This is a genomic window from Heyndrickxia sp. FSL W8-0496 (assembly GCF_038007825.1).
In the GTDB taxonomy this organism is placed as follows: Bacteria; Bacillota; Bacilli; order Bacillales; family Bacillaceae_C; genus Heyndrickxia; species Heyndrickxia oleronia.
Map to the genome: position 1 here is coordinate 5,108,034 of NZ_JBBOXX010000001.1, position 13,015 is coordinate 5,121,048.

The window sequence follows — 13,015 nt, forward strand, 5'->3', positions numbered from 1 at the left end:
TTTAAAGGGCAAGCATACTAGATGCTCGTCCTTTTTTATATTTCTTCTAAAAAGAAGAATATTTTTTGCGAATATCATGTTTTCCTATTTTACTAATATACCTATAGAGTTAAAATGGATTTTATATATCATTTTGTAAAAAAGAAGGAGAACTTCATTGAGTACAAATAAACTTCAAGAACAAACACTTTTCAGTATTACCTGGCCGCTCCTCATCGAGCTAACCCTCCATATGGGAATGGGAATTATGGCCACACTTATGCTTAGTCATTATTCAGATGACGCTGCCTCAGGAGTAGGTGTTGCAAATCAACTGTTAAATATTTTTATTTTAGTATTTACAGTTACTTCTATCGGTGCGACTGTCTTAATTAGTCAAAGCCTAGGTGCCGAAAACTTTAAAAAGGCCAGACAGCTATCTAGGTCCGTTTTTGGACTGAATTTTTGGTTCGGAATGATCATCGCATTGATTGTTTTTTTCTTTGGTGAACATTTGTTGCGCTTATTTGATATTGAAGGAAAAGTATTTGACTATGGGCTAATCTTTGTTCGTATTTGCGGTGCCTCCCTTTTTCTTGAATCGTTATCCTTAGCATTAAGTGCCGTTTTGCGTAGCCATGGCTTTACAAAGGAATCCATGGTCGTAACGGTGATCATGGATTTAATTAGTATTGGTGGAAACATTCTTGCAACAACTGGTATTCTAGGTCTTCCGATTACGGGTGTAGTCGGTGTTTCTTGGGCTATCGTTGTAGCGCGTAGCTTCGCTGTTATTGCTCTCATTTACTTTGTATATAAACGACTGTCACTTAGATTAACATTTAGTGATTTATTTAAGGCTAAGAAGGAGGATATTAAAAGTCTCTTATCAATCGGCATCCCTTCAGCTGGTGAAAACCTTTCCTATCAACTTTCTCAACTCGTCATTACAGGGTTTGTTGTTACGATTGGAACATCTGCACTGGCTTCACGCATTTATTTACTGAATCTATCAATGATCTGTTACTTATTTACATTAGCAATCGCACAAGGTACACAACTTCTCGTTGCACGATATATAGGTGGAAAGCAATATGAACGTGCATTACGCCGTGGGGTTCGTACATTGAAAATCGCAATGATCGCTTCATTTATCGCCTCATTAATTCTTGCTTTGATCGGGTCGCCTATATTAAGTATTTTTACTGATGATCCCAAAATTATTGCTATCGGGCTTCCTGTGTTATGGGCTATTGTTATAACTGAACCTGGTAGGGCGATGAATATTGTGTTGATGAGCTCCTTGAAGTCTGCAGGGGATGTACGCTTTCCTGTTATCATTGGAATGATCTCTATGTGGGGAATTGCAGTCGTTTTAAGCTATGTACTTGGCGTCCATTTTGGTCTAGGTCTTTTAGGAATTTGGATTGCACAAGGTGCAGATGAATGGTTTAGGGGTTGCTTTGCTTTTAGACGCTGGTTATCAAAACCATGGGAACGCAAGGTAGCAAAGATTAAAATGAAAGCATTGAAAACGTCATAAAAAGTAAAAAACACCCCAAAAGTTAGATTTTTGGTCTAACTTTTGGGGTGCACATCAGAATTTGCTCCTTTTTTCCTTTGCTATTTAACGAATAAAAATAAATTGAAGACCATCAATCCCGATTAATTCCATAAGAAAAGCGCGAGGCGGAAAAAGATTACATTACGATACTTAATACTAAATAACTCTTTTGAGTAAACTTAACACGATTCATCATTTCCACTAATCTTGTCATATGTATTGAACTTTAGTTCATGATAAGATAAGAATAAATTGCTAACAGGGAGATGAATGTAAAATGAAAAATGAAATCATTGAAAGATTTACATCTTACGTAAAAATCGATACCCAATCTAATGAAGATAGCGAGACATGTCCTTCTACACCTGGACAATGGGATCTACTTCATAAGCTTGAAGAAGAGCTTAAATCTATAGGTATGGAAGATGTTACATTGGATGAGAATGGATATTTAATGGCCTCTCTCCCTTCAAATACCGATAAGCATGTACCAACTATTGGATTTTTAGCACATGTTGATACAGCGACTGATTTTACCGGCAAAAATGTAAATCCACAACTAGTTGAAAATTATGATGGTGGAGACATACGTTTAAATGATTCCCTACATATTACTTTGTCCCCAAAAGAATTCCCTAATCTTGAAAATTATAAGGGGCATACATTAATTACAACAGATGGAACCACACTTCTAGGTGCTGACAATAAAGCGGGAATTGCTGAAATCATGACTGCAATGGCCTATTTAATCCAGCATCCAGAAATCAAGCATGGTAAAGTGAGAGTTGCCTTTACTCCAGACGAGGAGATTGGTAGAGGACCACATAAATTTGATGTAGAAGCTTTTCAAGCACAATATGCTTACACAGTTGATGGCGGCCGGCTTGGGGAATTAGAATATGAAAGCTTCAACGCTGCAGGTGCGAAAATTACCATTAAAGGTAGCAATATTCATCCTGGATCAGCGAAGGGAAAAATGATCAACTCCATTAAAATTGGAATGGAGCTTCAAAATAAGCTGCCTACAGAAGAAGCTCCAGAATATACTGAAGGTTATGAAGGCTTCTATCATTTATTATCAATGAACGGTGATGTGGAACAGACCAAAATGAACTATATCATCCGAGATCATGATAAGGAAAAATTTGTAGCCAAAAAGGCAAATCTTGAAAAGATTGTTAATGAACTCAAACAAAAATATGGAGAGAACAACATCATATTGGAAATAAGTGATCAATATTACAATATGAAGGATAAAATTGAACCAGTAAAACATATTGTAGATATTGCCTATGAGGCAATGAAAGACTTAAACATCGAACCGATTATACAACCAATCCGTGGTGGAACTGATGGTTCTCAGCTTTCTTTTATGGGATTACCAACACCAAATATTTTTACAGGTGGAGAAAACTTCCATGGGAAATATGAATATATTTCAGTAGATAATATGGAGAAAGCAACACAGGTAATCATCGGTATAACAAAACTTTTTGAAGAAAAGGCATAAAACAAAAACATCAGGTGTCAGGCATAGTCTGACACCTTTTTTAGTTCCTGAGAACGAAAATTTAAACATGAGAAAAATACCTAAAGCTTTTTAAACTCTTATCCATATGAAAAGCTAGACACAACCCTAACGAGGGGAAGCAGTTTAAAAAGTTGAGATGATATTCTGAGCAATCAAAGAAATAATTCCTTACCATACTCACGGTAAATTTTGCAGTATTCATTCGCTCCGAATGGTTATAGTAACAATGAAGTTATTTAGTATAGGAGGTTACGACATGGAAAACACACATGAATATGTTGAGAAACTACATGAGAATCAAAAAAAGGCAGACAAAAATCGAAAAAAAGGAAGCGAAAGCTCAAGCTTCAAATTACCTAATAAGCAACATAGTACAAATAAGTAGTTACAATTTAAGATGAATTCAAATGGTTTCTTTTTATAATTTACTTAAAGCATGGGTTGTCCTTCAGGCAACCTTATTGCTTTATGGATTATACAAAATCAGGAATATACACCACTTTATGTTACAATTTTGATAGGAGGTGCTGATATGGCTAATACAATAAGTGATTACCTTGAATGGACTAAAAATAAATTTGGTTTAGTAAACTACCAAATACACGATTATAAAATTTATCGCAAAATAAATACCAATAGTGAAGCCATCTATATGCTTTGCATGGAGTGGTTCCCCTCTCATATTATGGATCGTGAGGAAGATGGTCTAAATCCAGATGGTACTGCATCTATAGAATTAAATATGCATACACTAAAAGTTCAAAGCGCGATTTTCGTAGGTGGGATTACCTATGTAAAAGATGGAATTTCATTTAGTAGTCAAGAAAAGAAGGATATTATTCATTGGATTGAACAAGAAACTGGTTTAGTTTATCAAGAACATTTTAGACTACATAGGGAGGACAAAGGTGAGTTTACCTTTCAAACATGCATTAAAGGAATTCCACTTTCACCTGGGGGATCTATTGAAGTAAAAATTAACCCCGATGGGAAGCTTATCTTTTATTCTGTCATTGGAAACTATCCATCAAAAAATAGTGTAATAGAGGGAGACTATTCTCTTATTCTTGAAGATATTGAACAAATTGCACGGGAACAGCTTAAGCTCATCCATTTTCCTTCCGATGAAACCAAAGAATTGGTCCCTGTTTATGCAATAGAGGAACTGTATATCGCAAATGACCAATCTGTCACTATTGAATTTCCTTTAGATGAACGAGATACAATAACTATTAATGAGATCATAGAATGGCAAGAACCAATTGATCAACTATTTAATAGAGAAAAAATGAATTTAATAGAAGATCTTACCCTTGAGCAAGCCCTTTCGAAAGTGTCTAGTCCTGATGCATTTCCTATTACTAGTGAAGAGCAAGAATATTGTAAGATAGCGGTTACTAATTTTTTACGACAAGTTTATCCAACCCAATCAGGGTTGTGGGTACTAAAAACACTCCATCGTGATAATGGATATATTCACGCCACTCTTAAACAATCTGAGCAGGACAATCTTGTTTTTCAACGGAAACTTCTTTTGTTCATTAATCGGAAGTCTTATGAAGTGATCAATTATATGGATAATGACTTTTTAATAGAGATGTTTCGATCCTATCCCAAATATGACAACATTAAAGTAATGAAAGATGAGGCATTTCAGTATATAAGACCATATATTGAGCTAACCCCAGTCTATGTTTATAATGCCGAACGAAAAGAACATATATTATGTGGGAAATTAGATAGTCAGTACGGGGTCAATGCTGTCCACGGTGAGATCGTTGAGCTAAACAAATTAAAATAAATATCCTAATGAGAGAAAAAAAGTGGATTATTTATTGACTCTGTCCCTTTTAACAATAAATAATCCACTTTCTTACATGGTTACGCTACTACTTCGCGTTTATTTTCAAATTGTTTATATTCCTCATCCGTCATTATTCGTTTCAAAATCTGAACCGTTTCCCACACTTCTTTAAATGTATTATAAAGAGCAACGGGGGCAAGACGGATGCCATTAGGTGCACGAAAATCTGGAATTACTCCATTGACCTTTAGTGCTTTACAAATACGTGCTGCTTCTTGGTGCTCTAGAAAGACATGACCGCCACGCCTTGAATCTTCTATAGGATTACCAAGCGAAAATCCCATCTCACGAAGCTCATATTTTATGAGATCCATCATATACCGTGTCATCAGTAATGATTTATTCCTGATGTTCTTTAATCCAGCTTCTTCAAAAATTTCTAGTGAGCCGATTAATGGTGCCATACTTAAAATATGGGGGGTTCCCATTTGATAAGCTCCTACATGACTTGCAGGGGTCAATACATGCTCCATATCAAATTGTTTGTCTTTTCTAGAACTAAACCAGCCTGCAAGTCCTGGAACTTGCCCAAAATGCTTTTTGTGAACGTATAAACCACCGACACTTCCTGGACCACTGTTCAAATATTTATAATTGCACCACACAGCAAAGTCAACGCCCCAATCACTCAATTCATGGGGAATTGCCCCAATGGAGTGACAAAGGTCAAAACCAATAATGATCCCTCGCTGGTGTGCCTCTTCTGTTAACCTTTTCATATTTAATATTTGGCCACTTCGATAAAGGACACTCGGTAGTACAATTAAGGCAATGTCATCTGTCATCGCGTGGATGATATCGTCCTCTTCAATTATACGTCCATCACGGCTCGATACTTGAACCAAGTGTGTATGTGGATCAAAGCCTTTTAATTTCAGTTCACTTTGAATTGCATAAATGTCAGAGGGAAAATTGAGCTCATCTGCTAGAATTTTTACCTTTTCCCCTTGAGGTTGATAAAAGGTAGCAATCATCTGATGGAGATTCGATGTTGTGGAACCGCTTACTATTACTTCATCAGGTAAAGCTCCAATCAATGAAGCAAGACGCCCTCCCAATCTCTCAGATAAATCAAACCAAGCATTCTCCCCTTCCATCCATCCGTCTATACCAAACTGTTTCCATGAATCTAGTAATGTTAGCAATGAGGTCTCAGAGCGTTTTGACAGGAGTCCTAGGGAGTTCCCATCTAAATAAATTTTTCCGTCCATTACATAAAATTCATTTCGAAATGAAGCTAGACAATCATTTTTATCTAATTTAAGTGCATATTCTTCGGAAGCATTAAAAACATAATTTTCCATAAGCTGTTCCCCTCCTGAAAGTGGTGGTTCCTACCTACTTATAATCGCTGCTCTAGAAAAACTACTTCTTATTTTACAAAAGTACTAGGCATGACTACAGCAATAACCTCACCACGTGCACAGAGTTTATCATTAGCAAATACTTCTGTTTCAACCTTCCACTTTTTCGGATGAATTTCATGAATGATACCAATCGCCTTTAAAGGAGTATCTTGTGGAGTTGGTTTAATAAAATCTACCTTTAAAGAGGCGGTTACAAATCTAGGAGGTTCAACTCCATCCCCCGGTTCATGTCCATTTTTCCGGTGCAAGGCTAACGAAGCAGATCCTGTACCATGACAATCAATGAATGATGCAATAAGTCCTCCATATACAAAGCCTGGAAGTGCCATATGCTCTTGCTTAGGGGAGTAAATTGTTAGTGTCTGTTCCCCATCCCAGCCTGTACGGAAATGATGTCCCTTCTCATTCAGTCGACCACAGCCATAACACCAGGAAAAATCATCTGGATATTCATCTTGTATTGCTTTTAATATCATATTCTCCAAAATTACCCCTCCCTTTTCAGAATAGTATAACATATTGCATAAAAAATATTTGATTTACAAATAATTGAAGTATGCATAAATTTTCCCTAGTAAGTAAGTCCCTTTACTTTAACTATTATTCTGAAAAATCTGTTTCACTTAAAACTCGAAATAAAATTGTAGATAAAAGAACCTTTTTGACAATATTTTAAATTTAAAGTATTATATTATAATAATAAAGGAGGTTTTCTTATGTTAGAATCAAATAGACAGAAAATTTTGTCTACCGTTCCCCAAAAAGGATTTTTCGGGCATCCTAAAGGACTATTTACATTATTTTTTACAGAATTTTGGGAACGTTTCTCCTACTATGGAATGAAAGCAATCCTAGTTTATTATATGTATTATGAAGTTTCAAAAGGCGGTTTAGGGCTTGATCAATCAACTGCTCTAGCTATTGTCTCTATTTATGGTTCATTAGTATATATGTCTGGAATTATCGGTGGATGGTTAGCTGACCGTATTTTTGGTACATCCAGGGCGGTATTTATTGGTGGAATACTCATCATGCTCGGTCACATCGCTTTAGCCATCCCAGGCAACATTACCTTTTTCTTTATTTCAATGGTGTTAATTGTTCTAGGTACAGGATTATTAAAGCCGAATGTTTCTAGTGTAGTCGGTGAAATTTATAGTGAAGAGGACAGCCGTCGTGATTCCGGTTTTAGTATCTTTTATATGGGAATCAATCTTGGTGGATTTGTTTCTCCATTAGTTGTTGGAGCCGTTCAATCTAACTATGGTTTCCATCTAGGCTTTGCCTGTGCGGCAGTAGGTATGTTTATCGGATTAGTTGTTTTTCTTGTTACAAAGAAGAAAAACCTTGGCCTAGCAGGGACATTTGTTGCGAATCCTCTTTCCCCAACTGAAAAGAAAAAGGTATTCAGCATCATCGGATTAGCGATTATAATTATCGCAATCTTATGTGCAATTGCTATTCCAACAGGCATTCTTAATTTTGAGACCTTTATTGGTTTAATTGGTATTTTAGGAATTTTAATCCCTACAATGTACTTTATTGTTATGTATCGTAGTCCTAAAACAACAAAGGTAGAACGCTCACGCATTATTGCCTATATTCCATTATTTATTGCTTCCGTTATGTTCTGGGCAATACAGGAACAAGGTTCAACTATACTAGCAACTTACGCAGACAAGCGCACACAATTAGATTTTGCAGGAATTCATATCTCACCTGCTTGGTTCCAGTCATTAAACCCTTTATTTATTATTGTGTTTGCACCGGTCTTTGCATGGCTTTGGATGAAGTTAGGTAAACGCCAGCCATCTATTCCTAAGAAGTTTTCATTTGGATTACTATTTGCAGGAATTTCATTCTTGGTTATTCTTTTACCTGCTTACTTTGGTGGTTCGGAATCATTAGTCAACCCATTATGGCTTGTTCTTAGTTATTTTATCGTTGTCATCGGAGAATTATGTTTATCACCAGTTGGACTTTCAGCAACTACAAAACTAGCACCAGCTGCATTCTCTGCACAAACGATGAGTCTTTGGTTCTTATCTAATGCAGCTGCACAAGCTATTAACGCACAAATTGTAAAATTCTATACACCTGCAACCGAAATGGTATACTTCGGAATCATTGGAGGAGCATCAATTGTTCTTAGTATTATTCTATTTATTCTCTCACCAAAGATTCAAAGCTTTATGAAGGGTGTTCACTAAAATTGCTAAATAGAATTCACAGGCTGACTTACAAGGGATACCCCCCTATAAGTCAGTTTTTTTTATATAGGGTGGAAATGTTCAAATGTAAGCAGGGTTCTTGAAGAAAAAAAACGAATTATTACCCCTAAGGGGGGAGAAGCATTGGAAGTCATTGTACAAGCAAATACAAAAAGAAAGAGAAAATGGACAAAGATTACAGCATGGATTGTGGCCATCATCATCGTTCTAATTGCAGCGATCTATTTCGGGGCAAATGCTTATATCGCACGGTCATTACCAAAAACAGAGGGGGAAATACAACTATCTGGATTAAAAGAAAAAGTTGAAATTATAAGAGATAAGGATGGAGTTCCTCATATCCGTGCAAAAAACAATCATGACTTATACATGGCACAGGGGTATGTTCAGGCTCAAGATCGTTTATTTCAAATGGATCTTAGTCGCCGTCAAGCATCCGGTGAATTAAGCGAAGTCGTTGGTAGTGCAGCGATAGATAAAGATAAATACTTTCGAGCTCTGGGATTAAGAAGAGCAGCGGTCGCCTCTTATGATCAATACTCGAATCAAGCAAAGGATACACTTAACTGGTTCGCAGAAGGAGTAAATGCATTTATTAAAGAACTAGACGAAAACGGGAAGTGGCCCATTGAATTTAAGTTACTTGGCTATAAACCTAAAGAATGGACACCTACTGACTCCTTAACAATAGGAAAATATATGGCATTTGATCTTGGTGGACATTGGGAGGATCAGGCATTTCGCTATTATTTATTGCAAAACTTCTCAGAAGAAAAAGCATACGATTTATTTCCCTCCTATCCTAAGGATGCACCATATATTATAAGCAAAGACACATTAAACCTTGAAAAAAGCTTCGCTTCTGCTATCATTCCACACGAATTTAATGGAAGCAATAACTGGGTAGTAAGTGGTGAAAAAACTAAATCAGGAAAGCCCATTTTAGCTGATGATCCTCATTTATCACTTAGTACACCTTCAATCTGGTATCAAATGCACTTAAAAGGTCCTGACACAAATGTAAGCGGTGTCATATTTGCCGGAATTCCGGGTATTATTTTAGGTCATAACGAGGAAATCGCCTGGGGAGTTACTAATACTGGTCCTGATGTACAGGATTTATATATTGAAAAAAGAAATCCAACGAACAAGAATCAATTCCTTTATAACGAAAAATGGGAAGATGCAGAGGTAATCAAGGAACCAATAAAAGTCAAAGATCAAAAAACTATAGATTATAATGTAATAGTTACGAGACATGGTCCAATCATCTCTGAATTTGCAGCAGATAGTGGCAAAGATACAGTCCTATCATTACAATGGACGGCCTTACAGCCTTCTAATGAATTAGAAGCTATACTAAAAATGAATAGAGCAAAGAATTGGGATGAGTTCGAAACGGCTCTTGAAAATTTCCAAACACCTGCCCAAAACTTTGTCTTCGCTTCTAACGATGGGACGATTGCATATAAAGCCAATGGTAAAATTCCGATTCGCAAAAAAGGTGATGGCTTGCTTCCTGTTCCAGGTTGGTCAGATGAATATGAATGGACAGGCTATATTCCGTTCAATGAACTTCCTAAAACAGTTAACCCTAAGGAGGGATTCATCTCGACCGCAAATAACAAGGTGATCTCAGATGATTATCCGTATCATATTAGTCATAATTGGGCCCAACCTTATCGCCAAATGCGTATCCAAGAAGTTCTAAAAGCGAATGATCAAATTACAGCAAAGGATATGCGCGATCTACAGATGGATAAGCTGAATCTACAGGCTAAAGAGTTTGTTCCAATTTTTCTCAATGAACTAAAAGGAACAAAAGATAAAACGGAAAAAGAAGCGATTCAACAATTAAAAAAATGGAATTTTGTTGATAATGAAGAGTTAGCTGCTCCTCTTATTTTTAATCGATGGATGACAAAAATCTCTGATGTTCTATTTAATAAGGTAATTTCAGTAGAGATGTTTGAAAAGTTTGGGGGAAGAAAACAGGCAGTCGATGAGCTTTTAAGGCATGCTGCGGAAGGGAATCCTGGTCCATGGATAAAAGAGAATGGTGGATTACAAGCGGTACTCAAAAAATCTTTTGATCTGGCCATTAATGAAATAAAAGATGAACAAGGTAATTCTGTTAGTAAATGGTCATGGGGTCAATACCACCAACTCTATTTCCCACACCCACTTTCAAGTGTAAAACCGTTAAATTATTTATTTAATAGTGACGGCCGTATTCCAGTAGGCGGTTCTAGTGTGACTGTACAGGCTGCAGCCAATAAAAATGATGGAACAGTTAACCACGGGGGATCCTGGAGATTTGTCATTGATACTGCAAACATGGATTCAGCATATCATTTGGTCGGTCCAGGACAATCAGGGCATTTAAAAAGCAAGTGGTACCACAATCAATTAAATGCATGGGCAAATGGTACCTATCATCAAACTTCTTTAAATACGAAGAAAGGTCATACACTTATTTTAAATCCATAATATAAAGGCTCTTTTCTCAAACATTGCTGTTATTAGAATATATGGACGATAAAAACAGGTCTCTTCATTACTGAGAAAAGAGCTGCATATCTTCCTTAAAACAGCTGAACCCTATATCGAGGGGGGGGGGAGAACCAGTAGCAGAGCTTTTACAAAAGAACAAACCAAGGACTATAAAAACTAAAAGGGTCTGGCCCCACATGTGAGCACAGACCCTTGGATAAATATACAGTTTGCTTTCATCAATTGAAAATTAAACTAGTGAACCGCCTTTTTTAAGATACTTCTCAATACCTTCTGCGGCACGGTATGCTAATGCACCTACTGTTCCTGTTGGATTATAGCCGGAATTATGCCCAAAAGCATTCGCACCTGCTGAGAATACATTTTCACAATCCCACATTTGTAAGTAATTATTAAGAGCACTTGTTTCGGGATCTGCCCCCATAATTGAACCACCAGTATTATGAGTAGATTGATAGTTTCGAACATCGAAGTTGCCAACTTTTTGGCCACCTTGATTAACTTTTGTTGCTCCCATTTCTTTTAACATTCCTGCAGTCTTCTCACCAAGAAATTTACTTAATTGCCTATCTTGATCTTTCCAGTTAAATGTCATACGAATAAGTGGGTCACCAAAGGCATCTTTATATGTTGGATCTAAATCCAAATAATTGTCTTGCCACGGCATAGAAGCACCTTGTGCACCGATTGAAATGGTACGATTCGCATATTTAACAGATGCATCTTTAAATTCTTTACCCCATGTAGGTGTACCTGCAGGTGTAGCGTTATTTTGAATTGGACGATTTCCAGATTGGCCATATCTAATATTAGCCCCGTGAATAAAGTCTAAATCAGAGTGATCAAAGAAATCTCCGTTAAAATCATCAAGATTAGCGCCCAATGCTCCTGCACCAGCAAATGCATTGTATTCATTATCAAAGAATCCAGTAGAAGCACCAAAGTTTACTTGATATGCATAGTTTTTACCAATTACACCTCGTCCTGTTTTTGGATCATAAGCCTTACCTAAATTTGAATTTAACATGATCTTGACATTATTCATTTGATAAGCAGATAGTAGAACTACTTCTGCCTCTTGAATATATTCCTCACCCGTACGAGTATCAACATATAGCACACCTGTAGCTTTCCCACCACTATGTAAAACTTTACGAACAACAGAATGTGTACGTAGTTCATAATTACCAGTCTTCTCAGCAACTGGGAGAACAGTTACGACAGGATCTGCTTTGGCTCCATACTCACAACCAAATCTTTCACAGAAACCGCAATATTGACATGCACCACGACTAATATTGTCTGGATTTGTGTAGTTTTCTGAAAGATTGGCTGATGGCATACTATATGGATGATATCCAAGTTTATTCGCTACATCTTTAAATAATTTCATTTCTGGGCTATCAAGCATTGGCTTTGTCGGATATTTGTATTGTGGTGAACCTTTTAATGGGTTTGGCTCTCCAGAAATACCTGACATTTTCAAGAATGTATTATAGTAAGGCAATAATTCATCATGAGTTATTCCCCAATCTTGAATTGTCATGCCTTTAGGAATTTTATTCTTGCCGTAACGTTCAACGGTTTTAGAATAAATTTCAAAATCATATGGTAAAAATAAATACGTTTGTCCGTTCCAGTGAACACCAGAACCACCTAATCCATCACCAAACAGGAATGCACCCCATTCGCGATATGGTAATGCCTTTTTCTTCAAATCATGACGAATAGTTATTGTTTCTCTAGATAAATCCTGCATTAATTCATAACGTTGAGCATAACGTAATTCATCATGTACTTTTAAATAATCTTCCGTAGAACGACCTTTTCCGCGTTCTAGACCTACTACCTTATATCCCTTTTTTGTAAGCTCAGCAGCGATAATACCACCAACCCAGCCTACACCAACCGTTACTACATCCGTTTTTGGTAATTTCTTTGCCATCACTAGTCACCTTCTATTAG

9 protein-coding genes are annotated in these 13,015 nt (G+C 36.7%); 6 read left to right on the top strand and 3 right to left on the bottom strand.

Annotation, left to right across the window (positions count from 1 at the left end; translation table 11 throughout):
• Positions 1 to 157 precede the first annotated feature (157 nt).
• The 4 genes from NST63_RS25845 to NST63_RS25860 all read left to right on the top strand — a co-directional run bounded on the left by NST63_RS25845 (position 158) and on the right by NST63_RS25860 (position 4,875).
• Entirely contained in the window at positions 158 to 1,522 is a 1,365-nt protein-coding gene (locus NST63_RS25845) for an MATE family efflux transporter (RefSeq protein ID WP_212944990.1), read from the top strand.
• Positions 1,523 to 1,820: 298 nt separating this feature from the next.
• Positions 1,821 to 3,053, top strand: a complete 1,233-nt coding sequence (gene pepT, locus NST63_RS25850) for a peptidase T (protein WP_341044075.1) — start codon at positions 1,821 to 1,823, stop codon at positions 3,051 to 3,053.
• Positions 3,054 to 3,330: 277 nt separating this feature from the next.
• Positions 3,331 to 3,459: a DUF4023 family protein gene (locus tag NST63_RS25855; RefSeq protein WP_071976332.1), complete on the top strand. Its 129-nt coding sequence runs from the start codon at positions 3,331 to 3,333 to the stop codon at positions 3,457 to 3,459.
• Between the two features lie 147 nt (positions 3,460 to 3,606).
• The gene (locus tag NST63_RS25860) at positions 3,607 to 4,875 is read left to right on the top strand and encodes a hypothetical protein (RefSeq protein WP_341044076.1); all 1,269 of its coding nucleotides are present in this window, start codon (positions 3,607 to 3,609) and stop codon (positions 4,873 to 4,875) included.
• 80 nt (positions 4,876 to 4,955) lie between these two features.
• Here the strand turns inward: NST63_RS25860 and kynU are convergent, their stop codons facing one another.
• Together kynU and NST63_RS25870 are read right to left on the bottom strand one after the other, a co-directional pair.
• Positions 4,956 to 6,242: a kynureninase gene (kynU, locus tag NST63_RS25865; protein WP_341044077.1), complete on the bottom strand. Its 1,287-nt coding sequence runs from the start codon at positions 6,240 to 6,242 to the stop codon at positions 4,956 to 4,958.
• Between the two features lie 68 nt (positions 6,243 to 6,310).
• Positions 6,311 to 6,781 (bottom strand): PaaI family thioesterase, encoded by a 471-nt coding sequence (locus NST63_RS25870; protein WP_373312670.1) that lies wholly within the window; start codon positions 6,779 to 6,781, stop codon positions 6,311 to 6,313.
• A 240-nt stretch (positions 6,782 to 7,021) separates the two neighbouring features.
• Between NST63_RS25870 and NST63_RS25875 the strand changes: the two genes are divergently transcribed.
• Together NST63_RS25875 and NST63_RS25880 are read left to right on the top strand one after the other, a co-directional pair.
• Entirely contained in the window at positions 7,022 to 8,515 is a 1,494-nt protein-coding gene (locus tag NST63_RS25875) for a peptide MFS transporter (protein ID WP_071976328.1), read from the top strand.
• A gap of 144 nt (positions 8,516 to 8,659) precedes the next feature.
• Positions 8,660 to 11,026 carry a penicillin acylase family protein gene (locus NST63_RS25880; RefSeq protein WP_341044079.1) on the top strand — a complete coding sequence of 789 codons (2,367 nt, stop codon included), beginning with the start codon at positions 8,660 to 8,662 and terminating at the stop codon, positions 11,024 to 11,026.
• 253 nt (positions 11,027 to 11,279) lie between these two features.
• On the opposite strand, the gene NST63_RS25885 is transcribed toward NST63_RS25880, so the two are convergent.
• The gene (locus NST63_RS25885; protein WP_212944984.1) at positions 11,280 to 12,995 is read right to left on the bottom strand and encodes a GMC family oxidoreductase; all 1,716 of its coding nucleotides are present in this window, start codon (positions 12,993 to 12,995) and stop codon (positions 11,280 to 11,282) included.
• Positions 12,996 to 13,015 lie beyond the last annotated feature (20 nt).

Bases quoted from the DNA above. Each gene is read 5' to 3' on its own strand.
- NST63_RS25855 (WP_071976332.1), top strand. From the start codon at position 3,331: ATGGAAAACACACATGAATATGTTGAGAAACTACATGAGAATCAAAAA.
- pepT (WP_341044075.1), top strand. From the start codon at position 1,821: ATGAAAAATGAAATCATTGAAAGATTTACATCTTACGTAAAAATCGAT.
- NST63_RS25870 (WP_373312670.1), bottom strand. From the start codon at position 6,781: ATGATATTAAAAGCAATACAAGATGAATATCCAGATGATTTTTCCTGG.
- NST63_RS25875 (WP_071976328.1), top strand. From the start codon at position 7,022: ATGTTAGAATCAAATAGACAGAAAATTTTGTCTACCGTTCCCCAAAAA.
- NST63_RS25885 (WP_212944984.1), bottom strand. From the start codon at position 12,995: ATGGCAAAGAAATTACCAAAAACGGATGTAGTAACGGTTGGTGTAGGC.
- NST63_RS25860 (WP_341044076.1), top strand. From the start codon at position 3,607: ATGGCTAATACAATAAGTGATTACCTTGAATGGACTAAAAATAAATTT.
- kynU (WP_341044077.1), bottom strand. From the start codon at position 6,242: ATGGAAAATTATGTTTTTAATGCTTCCGAAGAATATGCACTTAAATTA.